The sequence below is a fragment of the Chitinophaga sp. 22308 genome (assembly GCF_052045305.1).
Taxonomy (GTDB): domain Bacteria; phylum Bacteroidota; class Bacteroidia; order Chitinophagales; family Chitinophagaceae; genus Chitinophaga; species Chitinophaga varians_A.
Window position 1 is genome coordinate 530,637 of record NZ_JBQEOP010000004.1, and the last position, 21,291, is coordinate 551,927.

Consider the following 21,291-nt stretch of genomic DNA (forward strand, 5'->3'; position numbering starts at 1 on the left):
GGGGGCACTGTGAATTATCTGGCTTACTCAACCCGATGCCTCCTTTTTTTTCTGTTAGTCAGGTGTCCGAACAAAATAGGGCAAAAGCTTCCTTTGGGACAGCCTCTTTTTGTGTCCGCTATCTCTATAATATACTGAAATTAAATTTCAGCAAAAAATGTTATTCCTGTTTGTTTAATCGACTGATCACCTACATTTGTAACTATAAACGGACCCCTTTAATTTATTCAAACCTCAAAAATTTTATACCTCAAATAACTCGGCATTACTCGAAAGCCCCTTGCACATACGTACGCTGCTTCCTCACTCATTTTTTAAATAATCATTTAAAACTTAAACGAAATGCAAAGCGTAGAAAAAAAAGCCCCCGAAAAAAAAGCCCCCTCCTCTACATCGGGGTTTCAGTTCAGGACACCGGCAGACATTCAGGATTTTGCAGGTGACCCGTCTAAACAAAACATGATGAACAGTTTGTGGAGTAACAACCTGGACGGCTTCATACAACAAGGCATGTTAAATAATCCATGGAACACGATTAACACACCTCCTACAACAAATTATTACAATCCCATCGACAACAATCCGCCAAGCCAGGCCGCCAATATTCAATGGCTGGCTTTCCCGGGAAGGTTGGAATACAATTTCCCCAATGCCACACAAGACCAGTTGTACCAGATGGCAGATACCGGATCAATGCCCGGCCAGATATCGAATGATCCCTGTGGCACAGGACAGAACGTCGCCTATTTCCCTTACGGCCCCAGAGGCTGGCAGGATGAATATTGTGAATGGGCCGTTACCCGGAATGCCGCGGGAAAAATCACACGGATTGATTTCACCTGCGAAAACCCGGAATACTGGAATACCCTATGGATGGTAGATCCTAACAAGGTGTTGGAACTGTATCGGTCTATCCTGGATAAACCTCAGATCACGCTGGAAGACTTGTCTGTGCCCGGTATCGTGAACCCTATCACCAATCAGCCGGTATACAATCCACTGAACAAATGGAACGCGGGACCGGTATCAAATGCCACCACCGGCGGCGCTATCCATCTGACCAGTACGCCCAATACCATACAAACGGAAATAGGCCTGGCCACCACCTCCGGCATTCAGCGCTTTAATCCGCCTCCTCCTCCGCCCACTACCAATACCATGTGGCCATCCGCACAATTCAACAATTTGATTTGTGTGGGCCAGTTCGGTCAGCGGTACCGCAACAGCGACCCTAATATCGGCGGCACGGTGAATAATTTCGTGACACAAGGCTTTATGGTGACCCTGGCGGATCCTCCGGGGCTCTATATTCAAATGCCGAATTTCTCTGCCTACAAAACGCCAGACGGCACCGATCCGTCCACCTTCTGGACAATTAAACGCGGCAGCAAAACATTGACTGACCAGTCTGGTAATCCGCTGCCCGGCAATTTTATCCTGCATGCGGTGTATGAAGTGCCGGCCAGTAAGGGTTATACCGTAAGCGATATCACTATTTCCAATCAGCCCATCAACTGGGGATCTCAGGTGGCGTATACCTTCAAAATGCAAATTGTAGCGAGCGCTTACCAGGGCACTACGCCACAAGGCTATGAACCGGTTGACGACACTCCTCCGGACCAGACATTTGCACAACCGCTGCAGCTCTTTTACCAGGACTATTTTGATACGTTGTATAACATCAATGTTCCCAATCCGGTTAATCACCCCATTCCTTTATTAAGCAATAGCACTTATGTGCCGTCGTACATTAACGTTGGCACTACGGCCGCCAGCATGGTAATAGTGGTGGGCACATGCACGGCAAAGGCGAACCAGCCGTCCACCTGGCCATCGGTTACTTTCGATGATCCCAATATTACCGCAAAGGTGACCGCTGTAAAAGAGAATATTACCTACGCTATACCGGGCAATAGCCAGCCCAGCACCAATACGGCGGTATACATGACAGTTACTGTTGGCGCCAATGCAACGCCCGGGCAACATGGCGTGTATGTTACCAATGCCGGGCAACAACAAAAGCCTGCAATGCCTGCACTGTTTATGGTATCTCCTGTAACCGTACAGGCCAATATTGCATGGCAGAATACCGGCGTGGTGCTCACTGCCGCCAATAAGGCTACTATAAAATATGCATCGGGCCTGTGGACAGCCAATCCGCAGGACAATGGCGGCCAGTTGTACAATGCGGCCGGCAATCCTGTCTTCATCGCCGCCAAACAAGGCTACACCATGCCCGGACAGGATGAAGGCGCGCTCATCGGCAGAGTGGGCAATACCGTTTTCCTGGTTGGCATGGGCGCTACCGTTCCCTCCGGTCTCAGCGGCGAGATACAATTATGCATCAATGATGACCTGAACGGGCTATATGGCGCCGGATTAACGGACAACATAGGGTCTGTCACTGTCTCCATCTCCGTGAGCTGATGTAGAGACTAACCAACCTGTCAGATTGATAAAAGAGAGGCGCATATACCTTGATGTGTGCCTCTCAAACTATATGTACTCCCTCATTTAAAACCTCAAAAATGAAAAGATCTGTTGCTATCTTCCTGATAACAGCTGCGGTTTTGTTTATCACCCAGCACATCGTCACCGCTTTCAAACCGGGAAATGCGCCACAATCAACAAACACCTGTAACTGTAATGCTAATTCTCCACTTTATAATATCGTTATTAAATTCAACGACCAGGTGCCCGGAGACCTTCCGGCGTTTAACAATCAATCCCAGGCGGACTGCTTTGCCTGGCAGGAATTCATCGCTTTGAACTGGCCGGTCAACCCGACAGGGTATTTTGGTCCTCCCGGAGACACTACGCCTGTAAGCTGGGAGGCATATATGCCGCTGGAAGTGTTGTTCCCGCCGGATGGCGCAAAACCATCCTCCTGGGGTACGCTTGTGGCGCCGAAATATGCAGAGAAGTTCAAAACACAAAGTCTACTGATGAATCCTGGTAGAACGAAGCTGTTGACTTTCGCCACCAAGTTTGCGGTAGACACCACCTTCGGTCTGGACCCCGATCAGGCGGCGCCCTTTGGCAAACCCAACTGGCTGGGCGCTCAGAATAAAACCAACGTATGGTATGAGATCAAACTAAATAAAGATTATTATGATTTTGTCATCAAAAACGGTTACTACAACGCCGTTATTCAGCACGATTCGGCCAGAAGCGGTGTGCCGCTCAATTTCCCGCAGGGCGTATATAACGGGCCTGTAGGCGCCATAGAAGTAAAAGCCGCGTGGATGGAAGTAGACAATCTCAGTTCGCCCAAATGGCAGCGGTATAAGCTCTCTCCGGCAACAGTATATGATTCTACCACAGGAAAATTAAGGCAAACTACTGTAGCCCTGGTAGGACTGCATATCCTGCATAAAACTCAGAACCAGCCCACCTGGGTATGGGCCACTTTTGAACAGGTAGATAACGTGCCGGACGCCAACAGTAAAACAACACCGCCCTATGGATACAACTTCTATAACGCCAATTGTACGCCCCAACAGGTAAAACTGAAAGATGGCAGCACAGTAACCGTGAGCTGTACGCCCAATACATCACCGCCGTATTACCTGTCACAGGCCGCCCCGGTACCTATACAGGTAACACGGTCCAACCCTATCGATCCTACCGATGCTATGCCTATCAATGATAGTATGCAAAGCAATATCAGGAAGTTTTATCCCCAATCTGTTTTTCAGTATTATGAACTGGTAGATGTTATCTGGTCGCAAACACTGCAGCCGGACAAGACGACGCCCATCCAGGCGCCGTTTCCGCTCAATACCTCTGCCATGCTGAGCGGTGCGCATATAGTGGCTAATACTACCCTGGAGAGTTATGTGCAAACCACCAATACCTGCTTTAGCTGCCATAAATACAGTACCATTGCACCTTATCCGGCTGACTCGGCGAACAACAATATTTTCGGTGATTTCAGTTTTGCGATATCTGCGGCCCAGTACCCGCCGGCAAAAGCGGGTAAGAAGAAATGATAGTTTTACAGAGATTTCCGATACTTCATAAAAAGAGGGTGTGATGTGCCCCCAAAAATCTGTCTAACTTTTTGGGGCACTTCATTTTTGAGACACTCTCTTTTGTTTTCAGGGTAATTATTAATGAATAATTTAAGTAATAAACACCGCAAATACAGTGCAGTGGCTTTTCTTGTAAAAGAAATAATATGCAGGACGGGATTTAAATTGTAATTTCAAATTATCAGTTTAACCCAAATAATCTCCCTATGAAATTATTTTTGCCCTTGTTATTTTTATTGACATTTTCGTTGTCCACATCCGCTCAAACCATTTCAGGAAATGCCAGCCCCTGTCCGGGTACACCTCAGCGTTATACGATCACCGCTCCCTGTACGGGCGCTTCAGTAACCTTTGGCGTAAAGTATGGCAATGCAACTATTACTCAGTACGGGCTTTCCTGTGATATTGTTTTCAGTAATGAAATATTCCCTAAAGACGCGAACCGGGTGATCGCAAATTATTCCTGTGGAGGCTCCAGTACTCAGGTGGAATTTCCTATCACCATTAAAGCATTGCCAACCCCTTACGTTCAACCGCAGATTTTCAACCTGCCCTGTAATTTCAAAGGCGTACAAACCTTTGTATCACCTGAAGGTGCATATGGTACACAGTACACCTGGGAAAGTAACACCAGCTGGACGGTTAACAATGGCGCTGGCACCAGAAGCATCACCTACAACGTGAACGGCGTACCCGCCGGTGCAAAAGTAAAAGTGCGTATCTCCAATGACTGCCCTTCGATGAGCGCAGTAGAGCAGGATTTTTATATACAGCCCGTGGGCGTCAGTTTGGGTAAACCAGACCTGAGCAGCGAAATCTGGCCACGGTACATTTGTAAAAGAAGTACACAGGATGTCAGTATCAATCAGGACATCGCCAATGCTACGGAATATGTCTGGGAAGCCGATCAGCCTTCCATTCGCATCAATGGTCAGGTACCACCCGTCACACTGCCTGCTGCCACCGGAAAAAAAGTAACTATCAGCAATGTAGATGATGTGGAAAAAACTGCCGTTATCAGCTGTAAAGCCAGTACAGGAGGAGGATGTTCCGTATCTGCACCAGGTACCCTTTCATTTCGGGTGAATGCTGCCCCGGTGGTGGAAGACATATGGGGAATGCCTCCCGGCGGGCGTCTTTCTCCCGGAGATCAATACGCATTCTATGTGCCTGCACATCCTGCAATGACCTCCTATCGCTGGACAGCCCTGAATGGCACCATTAGTGGCGGACAGGGTACCAATCAGGCATGGGTGGTTACAACAAGTGTAGGGGTGAAAGAATCCAAACCATTTAATGTTACCCTCACCTATCTTTCCCAATGTGGTGAAAGTGTTCCGTTCATGTCGAGCGGCCGCATCTACGGACCCGGCGGTGGCGGACCCGAAACCTTTACCATCAGTCCCAACCCTGCCAGTGATGTACTCACCATCAGAGATAAGGATTTTAAATCGGGTACTTCCTACGAAGTAAAGATCTACGATATGAACAATCAGGAAGTAAGAAGAAGCGTCTCCAATGGACAGCAGCAGCTGTCGGTAAATATTTCCGGTTTAAGGAACGGGCAGTATATCGTTCAGATCAACCGAAATGGGAAAATAACGGCATCGCATATACTGATAAACCGATAGGTTATAAAATATTTAAGGCGAGGATGTCTCAAAAGTAATTTGATGGCAGGGAGAATTAAATAAACGAAAAATCTCTTCATCAGGTACCCGAATAAAATCGGTGAAAAATTACTTTTGAGACATCCTCTTTTTATTGCTCGTCTCATGCCTCAAAAAAAGTGAATACATGCCGTAGCAGGAAAGCCCACTGCACCAATCGCAAAAATATTCTGATATTCCGCTGTTCAGCGTATAGCCGTTGGCGATACTTTTAAAATCTGTCATGGTGGATTGAGTGACGCCACTGTCCAGCGTATAAACTTTGATGTAGTTTTGACTGGTCCTGTTGTAAGATGGTTGATATAGTAAAAGAGGACCTGAAGCGGTTGGAAACTTACGTGGAAAAGCCTCGTTCCCGCATGACCTTTTAAACAAACCAAATTGAGCTGTTAAACAAACAGCCGGATCATTAATTGAACGACCTTCGTACTGTAAAATTGAAAGTAATGGTGAATGCCGGTGATATAAAGGGACTGCAAAAGCCGATTATTCTATTCAATAACTATAGCGATAATTTTATGGAAGGAGAAGCATTTGTTTCCGACCATATATTCAGCTATATCGTATCAGGCACACAGGAGGTCTGGTCCGGAAATCAAATGTATGTTTTCAAAGCGGGCGACTATCGCTTTTTTAAACGGAACCAGTTGACGAAGTACATAAAACGTCCCGGCCAGCAAGGCTTTAAATCCATTGCGGTACATATTGACCAGGGTACGCTGCGCGAGATGGCGGAGTTGTACGGTGACCCTCTTCATCGGTCCTTTCCGGGAAAAGATATTGTGTTGCTCAAAGCTGGTTCCTATCTGGAAAACTATGTAAACAGCCTGGCACCTTATACAAAAGTATCGGGCGTGTATGAAGATGCGCTTGTGGTATTGAAGGCCAAAGAACTGGTGTTGCTGTTATTACAAACAAATCCGGAGCTAAAGCATGCTTTGTTTGATTTTGACGCACCCGGGAAGATAGATCTGGTGGCTTTTATGAATATGCATTACCGGTATAATGTAGGGTTAGACAGGATGGCCTTTCTCACCGGGCGTAGCTTATCTACTTTTAAAAGGGATTTTCAAAAGACTTTTAATACTACCGCCGGCAGATGGCTTACCAGGAGACGGCTGGAAGAGGCTAACTACCTGATAGCCCGGAAGGGTAAAGCAGCTTCAGAGATTTACTTGGACCTTGGCTTTGAAGATTTGTCTCATTTTTCGGCAGCTTATAAAAGAGCTTTTGGGAAAACCCCTTCCCAGGAGAGACGACGATAATTCTTAAGTTAAAAATCATATATCATGGATTTCAAATTAGCCGGTAGGCGTGCGTTGGTAACAGGTTCCAGCGCAGGCCTGGGAGAAGCTATTGCCATTATGCTGGCGGGTGAAGGTGTGCACGTCGTGGTGCATGGACGTAATGAAGATCGTGCCAGGGCAGTGGTGCAGCGGATTATTGATGCCGGAGGCACTGCCGAGGCTGTGCTTGGTGACCTGGCTACCGATGAGGGGGCGGATCAGGTGGCGGACCAGGCATTGGCTGGTGGCCCCGTACACATACTGGTCAATAATGCCGGTTTTTATGCACATACTTCGTGGTCAAATACGACTAGCCAGGATTGGCTGGAGGTATATAATGTGAATGTGGTCTCTTACGTGCGTATGGTCCGGCGCATCGTACCCACGATGAAATTACAGGGCTGGGGCAGAGTTATCAACATTGGCGGAGGGCTGGGCATACAACCCATCAATGATCTGCCGCATTATAATGCTACGTTGGCTGCGCGGCACAATATGAGCGTGTCGCTGGCAAGACAGTTGAGCGGTACCGGTATCTCCTCCAATGTGGTCGCTCCGGGCGCTATCATGAATCCCGGCGTGGAACAGTGGCTCCGCCAGGAGGCGGCGCTGAGAGACTGGGGGGCTGACCTGGAAGAAATGGAGCGCAATGCAGTAAAAGTATTGGTGCCCAATGATGCCGGCCGGTTTGGAAGGCAGGACGAAGTGGCCGCCGCGGTGGTATATCTGGCCAGTCCCTATGCGGATTATGTCAGTGGGGCCGTGTTGCGGGTTGATGCCGGTACTGTTCGCAGTATTTAGACACCAGGGGAAGGCCTGATGTCCAAATCGCCTCCTAAGAATGTCCGATAAGCAAGTGGTGCTGTTGGTGTTTAGGCCATACCTTCGTGATTATAAAACAACGTAAAAAAGAATGTGCTGAAATGCGCATTTTTTTTACTTAATTGCGTAACTGATCGGTTACAAGTTGATCGAAAACAAATTCATTAACAAAAACAAAGCATAAGTCATGTCAAGTCAAAATTTCAGCGTTACGTTATTGTTTGACCAGTCACCGGCAGTAGTATATGAAGCCGTTATTAATCCCCGCGCCTGGTGGTCGGAAGAGATAGCAGGCGGAACGGCCAAAGCGGGCGATGTCTTCGATTATCATTTTGAAGATATTCACCGTGCGAAAATGAAGTTAACAGAATCTGTTCCGGACAAAAGAGTGGTCTGGCACGTACTGGAGAACCAATTCAAGCCGGGGCTTTTCGGAGAGGCCGCCGCGGGCCATGTTAAGGGCGACGGCTTCGAAAACGATAAAGCGGAATGGGTAGATACCCACGTAATCTTTGATATCGCAAAAGAGAATGGAAAAACCAGGCTCCGCTTCACACACGACGGACTGGTGCCCGATTATGAATGTTATGATGTTTGTATCAACGGCTGGAAGCATTATATCCAGGAAAGCCTGTACAAGCTTATTACCACCGGGCAAGGCAGGCCTAACAAAACAGGTAGGCCCATGACCATTAATGAGGAGCAGTTCAATGCCGCAGCAGGCAATGTGTAAATAGAAGTCCCCGCCATGGCCGCTGCCTTTGCGCCATAGCGGGGACAAACGAATGACGGTGTGCTTAGAAATTAGACGACAGGTAGTTGCTGCAGTTAGGATCAGAAGCGGCTAATGTGCTGGCATTGTAAGGCGGACGATTGGTGTTGCAGTAGTTAGCTTCTGCTGATACTGCCAGATATTCAGCCTGGTTGCTCAATACATAAGACCCTGCAGGATAAACGTTGGAATAACGACAATTCTGCCACAAATTATAAATGGTGGAATTGTTGAAACCGCCGGATACCCAGTTGTCGTGCAGGTAGTGGAACAGCTCATGGAAGATAACGTTACCTGGGCCGGTGTGTACATTCCTATAGACGCTGAAGTTTACAATATAAACGTTGCCGTTAGTGTAAAACAGGTCGCCCTGACCGGGAGCATTGTACACGTTGATAGGACAATTGGTCATCCTTGATTTGGTGGTGCTGGTAGTGCTGGTGGTGTACAATTGATCGATTTCTCCATTTACCAGTGCCTTGATGTCATTAGGCACGGAGCCATAATAATTAACAGTGAAAGAACGGTAGGCGGCAGCAGTTACGAGACCAGTGGCTTCGCCTCTGGCATTTTTGTTTTTGTTGAAGAGGTCGATGATCTTTTGCCTTTCTGGTGTGATGGTAAGGTGATCTTCAACAAGTTGTTGGGCGGGTTTTTCAGGAGCTACAGCCGGTTGATCAGCTTTTTTACAACCGTACTGAATGGTGATGGTTAACAGCAGAGCAATAGCTGAGTTAACGAGGGTTTTGGTGCGTCTCATTGGTAAGATTTTGGGTGAAGGTTATTACTCGCCTGAACGGGCCAGACAAGTGGGTTTCAAAAATCACACAATGCTACAAACTAAAACTGCAATTGAGCGTCAATTGCTGTGAGATGACAGCCAGGCGCTGCTTAAAATGTGACACCCAGAATAAACACGTTGGTACTCACCAATTTGTCGGAAATATTTACTATCTCATCATTTATTTTAATGTCGGGTGGATATTTATAGGTATAACCACGGTATAAATACGACGCATATACGCCAAAATATTTGAAATGCCGGATGATGCCTGCGCCTGCTCCCCAGAAATATTTACCTGTTTCATTAAAGGTGGTCATCTGTTGAACGCCGGATGGGGCCGTCAGGCTTTCTATCTTTTTTACGTTGTAATTGTTGTAGCCAAACTGGCCGGCGATGTAGGGAGACCAGTTGCCCATGCGGTGTTTGATTTTCACATCGAGGAAGACCGGGATCATCGTATGTCCGTCAAAAGAGGTGAGTTCCACTGCTGGTCCGATGTTGACAAGGTTCCATAGTTCCACGTTGCCGGCGAGGCCGCCGCCGAAGGATCCATCGTGTATCATGCCATAGGCATAACCATATAGTAGTTTATCGTTTTGTTGCGCAATGCAGAAAGCGGGCATCAGGAGCAGTAAGAACAATAGTTTTTTCATGGTGATCAGTTGTTTAAAATGGTCAGGGAATCCCTTACTTTAACAGACAGCCTGTCGATATTGTTGTTATCCCGTGGTAGGGTAACAGGAGCGCTGTTTCCTGTTATTTTCTCCGAAGATACTACAACAGACCGCAGGCTCCGGTCACCGTTTCTGCTATGAATAGCTGTGCATTAGCGGTACAACCGCTCCGGAATCTGCGCCAGTGCAGATGGATGTACTTTGGTGCCCAGACCATAAAAATGCTGGAAGCTCATGATCAGCGGGCGCCACTTGTCGGGGTCCACTCTGTCTGATTCTCCGTCCATCAGGATAGAGGCGTCAAGATGTACTTTCTCGATTTTCAGTTCAAAGGTGATAATCCTGCCATGTTGCGCCGGATCATCCTGGGCCAGCCGATGTTGGGCTATCAGCCTCGCTTCCAGTTGTACCGGGCATTCTGCCGCTCCTGGTGCGGCTACGGTGGAGGAAACGGTTGGTGTAAACCCTGCCAGGGCAAATTTTTCTTTTACATGGCGGTAGCCCCGTTGCAGTTTCTTTTCTGGCACCGGATCGGCTCCGGTAGTCAGCGCCAGCCGGTCAACCGCCGCGGCTTCGGCTACAGATGGCAGGTTCAGCACACATTCCCCGGTACGGACCAGGTTTTGCACTGTCTGGGAGGAGCTTCCCAGCCCGATCATACAACGCCATCCCAGCCAGAAGGCTGATGACATGGGCGCCAGGTTATAACTGCCGTCTTCATTAATAGTGCTGATCAGCACCACGGGTGTGCCGAAATAAAGAATCGCCGGATGACTGTCTATATGCATAACAAGTTGTTTATGCCATCAAAATTGGCGCTTTGCATCAGCAGTGAAAACCCGTTTCTTGTCTTTTCGGCCAGGCAAAAAAAAAAGCCGCACCCGTGCGGATGCGGCTTGGGATATCCTGTAAATATTGTTAGTCTTTTACATCGTAAAGGATCACAAATTCTACCCGCCTGTTTCTGGCTTTGCCTTCTTCGGTGCTGTTGGAGGCTATCGGATCGCGGTCTGCCTGGCCCCAGGTAAACATCCGGTCGTTGTTTACCTTGAACTCGTTGAGCAGCTCTTTGGCATGCACAGCGCGTTTCTCAGATAACTCCCGATTGTAATTGGCAGAACCAGTACTGTCTGTATGGCCTGTTATCAGGATTTTTGTTTTGCTGTATTTGTTCAATACATCCGCAAAATGACCAAATGTCGGCCTGATCTCAGGTTTCAGTTCGTCAGAGGAAGATGCGAACAATACGTTATTAGGGAAGATTACTTTCAAACTGTCTTTGATAATACTTACTTCCGCTTCGTTCAGCACATTCTTCAGTTCTTTGTACTGTTTGGTCATGTAAACATGCGGACTGGCACTTTTCTTTGACGATGCGCAGGAAGCCATAAAAGTAACGGCCAGCAAAGCGTATACCCAGTAACGTGAGGTCATTAACATTCTTTTCATATCCTGTTTATTTGGCTGCAAAGGTATCTAAAATTCAGATTATCAATTTGTTGTGATGATAATCTTTAATATCTGTTTAAAAATATATGTAAGAGAATTATTTACCGGTTATTATGATTTGTTTCACCTTAATGTCCTTTAAATCGTTATCCGGAGCCCCGGTTAAACAGCTGCAAACAGTCAGACCTCCATCAGTATGTCAAACGGAAACTTTCTCTGTAAGGCGGTCGCTTTATTTGAGTATTAAAAAGGTGAATGACTAGATAACAATATCAATATGCATTTTGTTGCAGCGGGGGTAATGGAAAGGGGAAACTTGCTGAGGCCGGATGTTTTCTGTAGACGAGACGACAGATGCATCATCTGTGGAGAATATCATTTGTTGGGCATCCGTGGGGCACATGAAGGGGAATGTCTGTTGTACACTGGGTGCCGCATTCAGCATATGTGGAGACATGGCGCGGCTGCAGGGTATATTACTTTGGGCTGTTACTGCGTATCTCCTCTGGTGGCGGGTTCCGGGCGAACCCGCCACCACGAAGGAAAAATATTTAGCGTTGATAGCTGCCTGCGATTTTAATCAGCCTGTCAGGGTAGTTGGTGATGATACCATCCACGCCCAATGACAACAACTGTTGCAGATCGGCCTCTTCATCCACCGTCCATGGCAGCACCTGTACTTTTTTTGCATGTGCTTCTTTGATCAGCTCCGGTGTTACCAGCTTGAAATTAGGACTGTAAATATCCGGTACAAATCCCAGTTCCGCAATGTTGGCGGCAAACGACTGCTGGTTGCCGATGAGCAGCGCAGTCTTTTGTTTGGGCCATTTTTTATGCAGTACCTGTAATGTCCTGATGTCGAAAGATTGTATGGTCACCCTGGCAGCGATTTTTTTCTGGTTGATCACGGCCATTACCCGCTCAACGAATACGTCCGGCGTAGGGTTGTAAACACCATCACCCTCCGGAGAGGATTTAGTCTCCATATTGTAATACACCGGTTTCAGGTGATGTTGCTTCACATATGCTTCCACGCTGTCGATAAGATCCGCCAGCAGCGGACGATGTACCATCATTTTCTGCTGCTGCGGAAAACGGGGATGCGGTTTGGTGCCGGCATCATATTTACGGATGCTGTCATAGGTCATGGAATACAGCGCCAGTTTTTTCTGCTCTTCTTTGGTGATATCGCTGCCATCGGGTTTGCGCATGAACTCTGCTGACATATAGGCGTCGTGTGATACAACCACCTTATTGTCTGCTGTGATGATACAGTCCAGCTCCAGCGTGCGTGCACCCAGTTTGACAGCATTCAGCATGGCCGGGACCGTATTCTCCGGCATCAGCCCCATGCCACCGCGGTGGGCCTGCACATCCGTTTTCTGTTGGGCTTTACTGCTAAGGCCGAGAAGGCTTCCTCCCAGCAATAAAATAAGGATACGTTTCATCTCAATTATGTTTTTAAAATCTGTTCCACAAGATACAATATTCATTTTCGCCATAACAGCCTGCCGGTCTTATCAGCATCAATCATAAACTAAATTTAACCATGCACGACACTTTTCAGTACCTTGGTATGATAAAAATGGACGATGTTTGGTTGTTTAGTATTGGCTGCAGGCCTATGGTTGAATGAATCAATAAAGGAGACGGAAGCCGCACGGCCTGAGCCGCGGGAAAACAAACAACATATTTCTGTGGCAGCGCCACCTGACACTTCACACACTGGCACTGCTGCATTACCTGCCGGCATACCGAAAGCTGACCGTATCTTCAACGCTTTCATGAAAAAATACCATGTGCCGGGAATGGCCGTGGCTATTACCCGCAACGGTAAACTCGTGTATGCCAAAGGGTTTGGTGTGGCCGATCGCCGTACCGGTGAAAAGGTGACTGCGCACAGTCGTTTCCGTATTGCCAGTGTCTCCAAGAGTATAACGGCCGTGGCTATACTAAAACTGGTGGAAACCGGAAAACTCTCTTTAGAGGACAAAGTATTTGGCGCCGGTGCCCTGTTGGGCACTACTTACGGCAGCAATCCCTACGACCACCGTTTGCAGGCTGTCACCGTACAACACCTGCTGCAACATACCGCCGGTGGCTGGTCCAATACAGCCAACGATCCTATGTTCAGCCACCCCGGATGGTCGGTCGATACGCTGTTGGCCCGTACAATAGACCAACAGCCGCTGGAGTATGACCCAGGGACGGTATACGCTTATTCCAATTTCGGCTACTGTATCCTGGGACGGATTATCGAAAGAGTGACGGGTAAAAGTTATGCTGACTACGTACAAACGGCGGTATTACAACCTGCCGGTATCCATCATATGGAAATTGGCGGTAACACCCTGTCGGAAAGAAAACCCGGCGAAGTGGCGTACTATGGCCAGCAGGGGCAACAACCCTATAATTTCAACCTTTCCCGGATGGACGCCCATGGCGGCTGGATAGCCTCCGCTACTGACCTCGCCCTGTTCCTCACCACTATCGACGGTTTTAATACCCGCGCGGACATATTGTCTCCCGCATCTGTAAAGACGATGACCACCGGATCGGCAGCTAATACCGGCTATGCGCTTGGATGGGCGGTCAACGCCTGGAATAACTGGTGGCACGCGGGCTCCCTTCCCGGTACCGCCAGTGAAATAGTGCGCGCTGCCAATGGCTTTAACTGGGTGGTACTGTGTAATACCCGCACCGATAAAGCTTTTTTCAATGATCTGGATGGGCTGGTGTGGAAGGTCGTGAACGACCAGCAACTGGCGTGGCCGGATACAGACCTGTTTCTCCGTCTCAACCCGTAAATACCGATGGGGTTTCGTTTACCCGATTGGTCCTCGTTGGATATCTGTCGCCGCCTCAATCCCTAAACGCCAACAAGGTCTCGTTTATCCGGTTGATCCGCCGTTGCCATAACTGCCACAGCAGCCCCATTTGTATGGTCATGATCACCGTAGCCCCGGCCAGTAGCCAGTATTTGGGCGTTGTCCATGTAATGCCGGTGCAAAAGAACAACAATATACCAGCCCAGCCCAACACCCGTGAGCCTACCGACAGCCAGGCATATTGCTTCAGCTGCCGCATCTTTTGCTGTAGAGACTGCAGTATGTCCGGCTCTCTCATTCTCCCTGCAGCCAGCAGATAGCCGTTGATATGCTGTAACAGCATACAGGCCACAGACAACACCAGAATGATGTTCAGGTACAGTGGCTTGGTATGGCCGTCAAAAAAATCGTAATACACCAGCAGGAACACGGTGTAACTACCACCTTCCAGCAGCAACTGCCGGCGTATACGGGACATCACGGGATGTCCGCCCTTTGCACGTACCAGCGCCTGCAAGTCGTGATGCACCGGTGGTGTGCCCTGTCGCCAGGCTGCCTTCAACGGATCGTTTGTCATGGGTCATGATTTTAGAATGGTCTTCAGTTTACCTTTAATACGATTGAGTTTTACACCGACATAATTCACATCAATGCCGGTAATGGCCGCTATCTCCTGATAGCTAAGATCTTCCAGGTACAGGGTGATGATTGCTTTCTCGGCATCAGAAAGCTGTTGCAGGGCCTGAAACAGCTGCTCTTGTTGCTCGGTCGGCACCGGAGCAGGAACAACAATATTGTCTGGCAGGGAATCGGGATAGCTGACCCGCGGCTTCTTTTTCCGGAAAGAGGCCAGCGCAGTATTCAGGGCAATACGGTAAATCCAGGAAGACAGCTTGGCCTGGCCCTGGAAAGACGGATACGACTTCCAAAGCTGATAAATAATTTCCTGAAAAAGGTCTTCCCGGTCTTCCGGCGTGTCACGGTACAATCGGCATATCTTATGAAGAATGCTCTCATGTTGCCGCAGTATGCCTAAAAATATTTCCTGATTCATGGACAGCAGCTGTTTGGGTATATTAGTTGCTGCCGGAGTGCAAAAACTTACAGCCCGGAGGAAATTTAGAAATTTTCATATTTATTCATTTAGGGGCTGTTACTTACAAACCACTCTCTCAATACCCAAATAACTAAATAACCAAATATCAAAATGTGAGCATTTTACTGACGGTGGCCAGGTTTCGCGTAGTGGCCACAAGGCCCAGTTTCTTTTCGAGGTAGTTATTGGAGAAGGGAGGCGCGCCTGTATTTTTTTTCATCAGCACATATACTTCCCTGTTATGCATCCGGTAGGTTTCAATATCATTCTGCATGGTTTCCAGGACCGCCGCAGCCTCTTTGCCGGGGTGGGTTTGCAGGAAGGCGATATATATCTGCAGGTCTTTGTCCGGAACAACGCCCGGATAAGGATTGTTGTCAAGCACTGCCTGTATCTCGGCTATACTTCTGATACAGGTGGGCACATCAAAGCCCAGGTTTTTCTTCAACAGCTGTTCTATTTTGGGTTCCAGTGCTATGCCCTTGGCGCCGGAGTCGAAGATAACATTGCCGCTCTGAATGTATGTCTTTACGTTTTTTAACCCTGCCTGCTCCAGCAACGCTCTGAGTGCCTCCATTTTTACCTGCCGGCCCCCTACATTGACAGCCCGCAGGAATGCTACATACCTGGTCATAACTTCGTTAGTTTTTGACCCAATACTACTGCAAAGAATCCATAAAAAACAGCCGCCATCACAATGGCAAGATAGTCCATGCTCTTGTGGAACATATGTGGCTGTTGCCGGTAAAACAACAGGATGGCACTGGCGATAACGATAATGAGCAACCAGAATACCGGCTTATGACGGCCCTGTACTTCCGCTGGCAGATAAGGCCGCGGAAGACGCATGAAAAACCAGAACAATAACAACAGTCCCACTGCTGAAGTGAGATATTGCATCACGTACCAGATCTCCATCGGTTCACCGAAAAGGACGGCTTCTCCCTGCAAAAAAGGAAACAACTGCACAAAATATCCATGCCCGTGGGTAAAACCATCCAGGAAAAAATGTGTAAGCGTGCCGGCTATGATGGACAAAATCACCACGAGATAATTTTTACGGAAATAACTGCTCCACTGGAAATACCTGAAATGATGCAGCCGCGCAGCCGCCCAGGCAGGCAAATAACGTATCAGCGCAGGTTTGGCCAGTTCATGGTATAAAAACGCCAGTAACAGCGCCAAAGGAATGTCATATAGGAAAATGCCCCACCACTGGTGACCATCATCGAAATAAGGATCAAAGAGGACAAAATAAAAAAAGTCAGGCACCATCGCACCTATCATCAGGCCGGTCAGAGAAAGGAAAGGGCGCTGTCTGCAGGTGAATGGCAAAACAATGGCTATATGAGAGATCGTAAAAGGCATAGCGGCTAGTTGTCGCTAAATTTAATGCATCTGTTGATATTATGTTAAAATCCGAAAAGTTAAATTATGGCGTTTGTGCAATTTGTCCATCATTTCCAGTGTTTTATCCAACTATAAAAGACAGACCGGAATTAAATTTGTTTAGTCTTTGAAAACATAAAAAAACAATGTGCTATGACTAACTGGAAAATTGATGAATCACACAGCGAAATAGGATTCAAAGTAAAACATCTCATGATCACGAACGTGAGCGGCTATTTTACACGCTTCTCCGGCAGTATTCAGACAGAAAGCGAGGACTTCCACGATGCGACGATCTCTTTCGAAGCAGCCGCCGATAGTATCGATACTCAAAACCAGCAACGTGACGAGCATCTGCGCAACGGCGAGTTTTTTGATGCTACCAACCACCCTAAAATCAGCTTCACGTCAACAAAAGTGAAAAAGATAGACGGCGAAAAATATAAACTGCTGGGAAATCTTACCATCAAAGGCCAAACCCACCCGATCGAACTGGACGTGGAACATAGCGGCGTTACTGTTGATCCGTGGGGCCAGCACAAAGCCGGTTTCGCCCTGAAAGGCCGCCTGCACCGCACTGATTACGGCCTGCGCTGGAATGCCACTACCGAAGCCGGAGGCATCGTTCTCTCCGATGAGGTGAAACTCAATATGGAAATTCAGTTGGTCAAATCCTGATAATATCCTCCTTCAGACGCGCGGCGCCGGAGCATAGAAATGCCGGCGCCAGCGTCTGTTCTTCTTTGCGTGCGGTAATTGGTTTATCTTCGCGGCAGATAACCAGCGCAAATGAAATTTGAACAATACCATATATCTTCTGAAATTAAGGATAGCCTCGCGGAATTGGGCTTTAAACGTCCTACGGACATTCAGTTCAAAGCTATTCCCTCTATCCTGAAAGGAGATGACGTGATGGCCATTGCCCAGACAGGTACGGGCAAAACGGCCGCTTTTGCCATTCCGGTGCTGCACCGGCTCCAGCAACAGGACCGCTACCAGCGGAAAGGCAAATATGAAGTGAAATGCCTGGTAATGGTGCCTACCCGTGAACTGGCCATCCAGATCGCGGAAGTGTTCCAGCAAATCGGTCAGTATACGGAACTCCGTATACTCGCCCTCGTGGGCGGCGTGGACCAGGGACCACAGATCAAATTCCTGGAAAAGGGCGTGGACGTGCTCATTGCCACGCCCGGCCGCATGTTTGACCAGCTGAACCAGCAACACCTGGACCTCAGCAAGGTACAGACACTGGTCCTCGATGAGGCCGACCACATGCTGGACCTGGGCTTTATCCGCGATATCCGCGATGTGATCAGGCATATCCCCCGTCAGCATCAGACCCTCTTTTTCTCCGCTACGCTCGATAAAGACATCAAAGACCTCGCTTATTCCGTGGTCAATAACCCCATCCGTATACAGATCTCCCCTGAAGATCCGGTGTCTAAAAATGTCACCCACTCCGTGGCCTACGTGGAAATGGATGATAAACGTTTCTTCCTGGAGCGGCTGGTAAGGGAATTTCCGGACAAAAAAATACTGGTATTTGTACGTACCAAAGTACGTGCGGAAAGAGTGGTGGCTGCCATGGCCCGTGTAGGGATCAGCTCCCTGGCCATGCATGGCGGTAAAGAACAGGATGACCGCCTGCAGGTAATGGAAGAATTCAAAAAAGGCGATGTCCGTGTACTGATCACCACCGATGTAAATGCCCGCGGCATTGATATCCCCAACGTGGATTATGTGGTCAATTACGACCTGCCGGACGTGCCGGAAAACTATGTGCACCGTGTAGGCCGTACCGGCCGCGGCGTACAGAAAGGCCGTGCTGTCTCTTTCTGTGCCACAGAAGAAAAACCCCTGCTGGACGCTATTCAGAAGTTTATCGGTAAGGAAATCACCGAAATGAAGATTAATAAAGGAGATTATGAAGATACCATCCGTTTTTCTGAAGAAGCGCCTAATGATAACTGGCAGCTGCTGATAGACCAGCACCAGGAAGAAATGGCCAAACTGGGCAAGAAAAAGAAGAAAAAGAAATAATAACGGTTACCCGTATACTTTTTTCATCCCGCGATAGAGCATCTGCGCTTTGTTACGCATGGCCCTGCTGTCTGCTGACGGGTGCAGTGCTGCATGGAGGATGGCCATACCGTACAACAGCGGTATTTTCCCGAAGTTGATATTGTTGCTGTGCAGGTCGTTTTGCCAGTTATTGCCCGAATAGTTGTCTTTGTAACTTTCTTCCATGGCATCGTATTGTACCTGGCAGCTTTCCTCATCAAACCAGCCGGCCATGGCGGCAATACCGGTCAGTTCTTCCATCAGCGCCCTTTCTTCCTGCTCTTCAGGTCGTGAGCGGCCATAGAACAGCACCATGTATAAGGCTGAGAGTGCGAGGATAACGGCAACGGCTATAGATAGGTTCCCGGGCCTGTCACCTGCAATGAGAATGGCCGCGATGCTGCTTGTTACCAGCGGCGCACGCAGATAACCGGCGATAACGCTCTCACGGTTCAGTTTAATGCGGAACCCTTCTTTTTCCTGTCCGTGCCTGCCCACTACTATCATGGAGTAGAGCGGCTTAACAGGAAGTATGATCAGGGCGAACCTGGTTTCGATTTGCTGATGGTTGAATTTTTTGACTGCGCCGAGGAAAATACTGCCAATGGCCATTATGAAAGGGTTTGAACAAATCTAAGATAATAATTTAGGAATTTTTTGATTTACGATTCCCTGATTTCGGGGTTGATAAAAAGCGAAGATCGAAGCGATGAATTAACCCGCTTCGATCTTCGTTATTCTTATTCCTGAAATCAGGAAATCGTAAATCAAAAAATTCCTACTTTTTAACGATTTCAGCGTTTACCAGGATATCAACAGTAGGAGCTACTGCGTATACGCCGGAAGGCAGCTTGTCTGCATATTTCACGCCGAAGTCCAGACGGTTGATGGTAGCTTTGGCGGTAAAACCTGCTCTCCACAGTCCCCATGGGTCTCTTACCACACCATTGTAGGTAACGTCGAAGGGTACACGTTTGGTAGTGTTGCGGATGGTAACATCAGCCAGCATGATGTATTTGTTGCCGGCAACTTTTATGAAGGATACGCTTTTTACCTTGATGTCCGGATATTGCGCGGCATTGAAAAAGTCATCTGATTTCAGGTGACCGTCACGCTGGTCTATACCGGTATTGATGCTGTTCACATCGGCAGTGAAATCTACTTTTGCATTCTGGAAGTTGGTGCTGTCTGTAGTTTCAATGGCGCCGGTGAATTTGGCGAAATGGCCTTGCACATAGTTAATGCCGAGGTGTTTTACGCTGAAAATGATAGCAGTATGAGCCGGATCGGCATTCCATTTTACCTGTGCAAAAGAGGCGATGCTGGCTAATACCAGGAGGGCGGTAGAAAAAAACGCTTTCTTCATGTGTTGTTGTTGTTTTATGGAAAGAAATTAAATTATTTAGTCAGTTGACGGTCTGCCGACCAGCGGCCTGCACCTTTGATCAGCAGTGCCAGCAGGATGCCCAGCACCAGGATGTGATATTCAAACCCTTCGCCGGCCTGTGTGCCGCCCCAGTTCATAAAGAACCCGTTGGCTGCGTGCATGGAAATAGCTACCAGCATCACGGCAGACAACATCAGTGCCCACAGACGGGTGGCAAAACCGAACAATATCAGCAAAGAACCGATGCTTTCGGTGATGATCACCAGGAAAGCGAGGAAGGCAGGCGTACCGTTGGAGGTGAAAAAGTTCATGGTGTCTTTGAAACCATGGCCGCCAAACATACCCAGCAGTTTCTGCAAACCGTGTGGCAGCATAACAATGGCCACGGTCACGCGGATAATAAAGGAAACAACGTTATCGTCTGTTTGCAATAAGCGTTTAAGCATAAAAGGTGTTTTTGTTGTGTGTTTAGGTGTTTATTTTGGATATAATGATAATATAAAGTCCAAACAAATATTGTATATACAATGATTAAGGCAAAAAATAATCTCCGTATTCAGGAGAAATCAACGGCCATCATCGTCAGTCACGCAGCTTGTCCAGCATATCACCCAGCAGCTTCACTTCCGCTGCGGTGAGCTTTTTGGCCAGCAGCTCATCACTTTCATCCATTAAAGGGTCCAGTTCTTTCAGTACTTCCATGCCTTTGTCAGTAATTTCGATCTCTACCTTACGGCGATTGGTAGGGCATTGGATACGTGTCAGCAACTCTTTCTGGCGCAGTTTCTCCACCAGTCGGGTGGCGTTGCTCATCTTGTCCATCATGCGCTCCTGGATATCCAGCAGATTCAGCGGATTAGGCCGGCTGCCCCGCAGGATACGCAGTACATTGTATTGCTGGGAAGACAGATCATACTTCTTCAATAAGTGCGAAACGCCCACTTCCAGCCAGTTTGCCGTAAATATGATATTCAACATGGCCCGCTGATAGTCGTTAGCAAATTTTACCTGTTTTATTTCATCCTCCAGTCTCATAATT

Annotated in this window: 22 protein-coding genes; 9 read left to right on the forward strand and 13 right to left on the reverse strand. The window is 48.0% G+C overall.

The window, feature by feature from the left end; genetic code table 11:
• The first annotated feature begins 342 nt into the window (after positions 1-342).
• The 6 genes from ACTJJS_RS18255 to ACTJJS_RS18280 all read left to right on the forward strand — a co-directional run bounded on the left by ACTJJS_RS18255 (position 343) and on the right by ACTJJS_RS18280 (position 8,545).
• The gene (locus tag ACTJJS_RS18255; RefSeq protein WP_440664757.1) at positions 343-2,427 is read left to right on the forward strand and encodes a hypothetical protein; all 2,085 of its coding nucleotides are present in this window, start codon (positions 343-345) and stop codon (positions 2,425-2,427) included.
• A gap of 101 nt (positions 2,428-2,528) precedes the next feature.
• Positions 2,529-3,992 (forward strand): hypothetical protein, encoded by a 1,464-nt coding sequence (locus ACTJJS_RS18260; RefSeq protein WP_440664758.1) that lies wholly within the window; start codon positions 2,529-2,531, stop codon positions 3,990-3,992.
• Between the two features lie 248 nt (positions 3,993-4,240).
• On the forward strand, positions 4,241-5,665 hold the full coding sequence (locus tag ACTJJS_RS18265; RefSeq protein ID WP_440664759.1) for a T9SS type A sorting domain-containing protein: 1,425 nt from the start codon (positions 4,241-4,243) through the stop codon (positions 5,663-5,665).
• A gap of 452 nt (positions 5,666-6,117) precedes the next feature.
• On the forward strand, positions 6,118-6,969 hold the full coding sequence (locus ACTJJS_RS18270) for a helix-turn-helix domain-containing protein (protein ID WP_440664760.1): 852 nt from the start codon (positions 6,118-6,120) through the stop codon (positions 6,967-6,969).
• A 24-nt stretch (positions 6,970-6,993) separates the two neighbouring features.
• Entirely contained in the window at positions 6,994-7,791 is a 798-nt protein-coding gene (locus tag ACTJJS_RS18275) for an SDR family NAD(P)-dependent oxidoreductase (protein WP_440664761.1), read from the forward strand.
• Positions 7,792-7,999: 208 nt separating this feature from the next.
• The gene (locus ACTJJS_RS18280; RefSeq protein ID WP_440664762.1) at positions 8,000-8,545 is read left to right on the forward strand and encodes an SRPBCC family protein; all 546 of its coding nucleotides are present in this window, start codon (positions 8,000-8,002) and stop codon (positions 8,543-8,545) included.
• Positions 8,546-8,609: 64 nt separating this feature from the next.
• Here ACTJJS_RS18280 and ACTJJS_RS18285 read toward each other — a convergent pair whose 3' ends face one another.
• From ACTJJS_RS18285 to ACTJJS_RS18305, 5 genes are all read right to left on the reverse strand, one after another.
• The gene (locus tag ACTJJS_RS18285; RefSeq protein WP_440664763.1) at positions 8,610-9,344 is read right to left on the reverse strand and encodes a hypothetical protein; all 735 of its coding nucleotides are present in this window, start codon (positions 9,342-9,344) and stop codon (positions 8,610-8,612) included.
• A 131-nt stretch (positions 9,345-9,475) separates the two neighbouring features.
• Positions 9,476-10,021, reverse strand: coding sequence for a hypothetical protein (locus tag ACTJJS_RS18290; protein ID WP_168870252.1), 546 nt, complete (start codon positions 10,019-10,021; stop codon positions 9,476-9,478).
• 173 nt (positions 10,022-10,194) lie between these two features.
• Entirely contained in the window at positions 10,195-10,830 is a 636-nt protein-coding gene (locus ACTJJS_RS18295; RefSeq protein ID WP_440664764.1) for a flavin reductase family protein, read from the reverse strand.
• 130 nt (positions 10,831-10,960) lie between these two features.
• Positions 10,961-11,491: an OmpA family protein gene (locus ACTJJS_RS18300; protein WP_440664765.1), complete on the reverse strand. Its 531-nt coding sequence runs from the start codon at positions 11,489-11,491 to the stop codon at positions 10,961-10,963.
• Positions 11,492-12,042: 551 nt separating this feature from the next.
• Positions 12,043-12,939 (reverse strand): glycerophosphodiester phosphodiesterase family protein, encoded by an 897-nt coding sequence (locus ACTJJS_RS18305; RefSeq protein ID WP_440664766.1) that lies wholly within the window; start codon positions 12,937-12,939, stop codon positions 12,043-12,045.
• Between the two features lie 144 nt (positions 12,940-13,083).
• Between ACTJJS_RS18305 and ACTJJS_RS18310 the strand changes: the two genes are divergently transcribed.
• Positions 13,084-14,298 carry a serine hydrolase domain-containing protein gene (locus tag ACTJJS_RS18310; RefSeq protein WP_440664767.1) on the forward strand — a complete coding sequence of 405 codons (1,215 nt, stop codon included), beginning with the start codon at positions 13,084-13,086 and terminating at the stop codon, positions 14,296-14,298.
• Positions 14,299-14,353: 55 nt separating this feature from the next.
• On the opposite strand, the gene ACTJJS_RS18315 is transcribed toward ACTJJS_RS18310, so the two are convergent.
• From ACTJJS_RS18315 to ACTJJS_RS18330, 4 genes are all read right to left on the reverse strand, one after another.
• Positions 14,354-14,896: a hypothetical protein gene (locus ACTJJS_RS18315; protein ID WP_440664768.1), complete on the reverse strand. Its 543-nt coding sequence runs from the start codon at positions 14,894-14,896 to the stop codon at positions 14,354-14,356.
• Positions 14,897-14,899: 3 nt separating this feature from the next.
• A complete protein-coding gene (locus ACTJJS_RS18320) occupies positions 14,900-15,373 on the reverse strand; it encodes an RNA polymerase sigma factor (protein ID WP_168870246.1) in 474 nt (157 codons plus the stop codon).
• Positions 15,374-15,521: 148 nt separating this feature from the next.
• Positions 15,522-16,049 carry a DUF1697 domain-containing protein gene (locus ACTJJS_RS18325; protein WP_440664769.1) on the reverse strand — a complete coding sequence of 176 codons (528 nt, stop codon included), beginning with the start codon at positions 16,047-16,049 and terminating at the stop codon, positions 15,522-15,524.
• The gene (locus ACTJJS_RS18330) at positions 16,046-16,783 is read right to left on the reverse strand and encodes a DUF4184 family protein (RefSeq protein WP_440664770.1); all 738 of its coding nucleotides are present in this window, start codon (positions 16,781-16,783) and stop codon (positions 16,046-16,048) included. The genes ACTJJS_RS18325 and ACTJJS_RS18330 overlap by 4 nt, the downstream gene beginning before the upstream one ends.
• A 174-nt stretch (positions 16,784-16,957) precedes the next feature.
• Between ACTJJS_RS18330 and ACTJJS_RS18335 the strand changes: the two genes are divergently transcribed.
• Positions 16,958-17,482: a YceI family protein gene (locus ACTJJS_RS18335; RefSeq protein WP_168870243.1), complete on the forward strand. Its 525-nt coding sequence runs from the start codon at positions 16,958-16,960 to the stop codon at positions 17,480-17,482.
• 111 nt (positions 17,483-17,593) lie between these two features.
• Positions 17,594-18,844, forward strand: a complete 1,251-nt coding sequence (locus tag ACTJJS_RS18340; RefSeq protein WP_440664771.1) for a DEAD/DEAH box helicase — start codon at positions 17,594-17,596, stop codon at positions 18,842-18,844.
• Positions 18,845-18,850: 6 nt separating this feature from the next.
• On the opposite strand, the gene ACTJJS_RS18345 is transcribed toward ACTJJS_RS18340, so the two are convergent.
• The 4 genes from ACTJJS_RS18345 to ACTJJS_RS18360 form a co-directional block, all read right to left on the reverse strand.
• Positions 18,851-19,477, reverse strand: coding sequence for a hypothetical protein (locus tag ACTJJS_RS18345; protein WP_440664772.1), 627 nt, complete (start codon positions 19,475-19,477; stop codon positions 18,851-18,853).
• 166 nt (positions 19,478-19,643) lie between these two features.
• Positions 19,644-20,231: a YceI family protein gene (locus ACTJJS_RS18350; protein WP_440664773.1), complete on the reverse strand. Its 588-nt coding sequence runs from the start codon at positions 20,229-20,231 to the stop codon at positions 19,644-19,646.
• Between the two features lie 32 nt (positions 20,232-20,263).
• The gene (locus tag ACTJJS_RS18355) at positions 20,264-20,698 is read right to left on the reverse strand and encodes a DoxX family protein (RefSeq protein ID WP_440664774.1); all 435 of its coding nucleotides are present in this window, start codon (positions 20,696-20,698) and stop codon (positions 20,264-20,266) included.
• 136 nt (positions 20,699-20,834) lie between these two features.
• Entirely contained in the window at positions 20,835-21,287 is a 453-nt protein-coding gene (locus ACTJJS_RS18360; RefSeq protein WP_168870238.1) for a MarR family winged helix-turn-helix transcriptional regulator, read from the reverse strand.
• Between the last annotated feature and the right edge of the window lie 4 nt (positions 21,288-21,291).

Excerpts from the sequence above, each read along its gene's own strand:
- ACTJJS_RS18340 (WP_440664771.1), top strand. The coding sequence starts at position 17,594 with ATGAAATTTGAACAATACCATATATCTTCTGAAATTAAGGATAGCCTC.
- ACTJJS_RS18275 (WP_440664761.1), top strand. The coding sequence starts at position 6,994 with ATGGATTTCAAATTAGCCGGTAGGCGTGCGTTGGTAACAGGTTCCAGC.
- ACTJJS_RS18325 (WP_440664769.1), bottom strand. The coding sequence starts at position 16,049 with ATGACCAGGTATGTAGCATTCCTGCGGGCTGTCAATGTAGGGGGCCGG.
- ACTJJS_RS18360 (WP_168870238.1), bottom strand. The coding sequence starts at position 21,287 with ATGAGACTGGAGGATGAAATAAAACAGGTAAAATTTGCTAACGACTAT.
- ACTJJS_RS18295 (WP_440664764.1), bottom strand. The coding sequence starts at position 10,830 with ATGCATATAGACAGTCATCCGGCGATTCTTTATTTCGGCACACCCGTG.
- ACTJJS_RS18260 (WP_440664758.1), top strand. The coding sequence starts at position 2,529 with ATGAAAAGATCTGTTGCTATCTTCCTGATAACAGCTGCGGTTTTGTTT.
- ACTJJS_RS18305 (WP_440664766.1), bottom strand. The coding sequence starts at position 12,939 with ATGAAACGTATCCTTATTTTATTGCTGGGAGGAAGCCTTCTCGGCCTT.
- ACTJJS_RS18315 (WP_440664768.1), bottom strand. The coding sequence starts at position 14,896 with ATGACAAACGATCCGTTGAAGGCAGCCTGGCGACAGGGCACACCACCG.
- ACTJJS_RS18255 (WP_440664757.1), top strand. The coding sequence starts at position 343 with ATGCAAAGCGTAGAAAAAAAAGCCCCCGAAAAAAAAGCCCCCTCCTCT.
- ACTJJS_RS18280 (WP_440664762.1), top strand. The coding sequence starts at position 8,000 with ATGTCAAGTCAAAATTTCAGCGTTACGTTATTGTTTGACCAGTCACCG.
- ACTJJS_RS18310 (WP_440664767.1), top strand. The coding sequence starts at position 13,084 with ATGTTTGGTTGTTTAGTATTGGCTGCAGGCCTATGGTTGAATGAATCA.
- ACTJJS_RS18265 (WP_440664759.1), top strand. The coding sequence starts at position 4,241 with ATGAAATTATTTTTGCCCTTGTTATTTTTATTGACATTTTCGTTGTCC.
- ACTJJS_RS18300 (WP_440664765.1), bottom strand. The coding sequence starts at position 11,491 with ATGAAAAGAATGTTAATGACCTCACGTTACTGGGTATACGCTTTGCTG.
- ACTJJS_RS18350 (WP_440664773.1), bottom strand. The coding sequence starts at position 20,231 with ATGAAGAAAGCGTTTTTTTCTACCGCCCTCCTGGTATTAGCCAGCATC.
- ACTJJS_RS18285 (WP_440664763.1), bottom strand. The coding sequence starts at position 9,344 with ATGAGACGCACCAAAACCCTCGTTAACTCAGCTATTGCTCTGCTGTTA.
- ACTJJS_RS18330 (WP_440664770.1), bottom strand. The coding sequence starts at position 16,783 with ATGCCTTTTACGATCTCTCATATAGCCATTGTTTTGCCATTCACCTGC.
- ACTJJS_RS18320 (WP_168870246.1), bottom strand. The coding sequence starts at position 15,373 with ATGAATCAGGAAATATTTTTAGGCATACTGCGGCAACATGAGAGCATT.
- ACTJJS_RS18345 (WP_440664772.1), bottom strand. The coding sequence starts at position 19,477 with ATGGCCATTGGCAGTATTTTCCTCGGCGCAGTCAAAAAATTCAACCAT.
- ACTJJS_RS18355 (WP_440664774.1), bottom strand. The coding sequence starts at position 20,698 with ATGCTTAAACGCTTATTGCAAACAGACGATAACGTTGTTTCCTTTATT.
- ACTJJS_RS18335 (WP_168870243.1), top strand. The coding sequence starts at position 16,958 with ATGACTAACTGGAAAATTGATGAATCACACAGCGAAATAGGATTCAAA.
- ACTJJS_RS18290 (WP_168870252.1), bottom strand. The coding sequence starts at position 10,021 with ATGAAAAAACTATTGTTCTTACTGCTCCTGATGCCCGCTTTCTGCATT.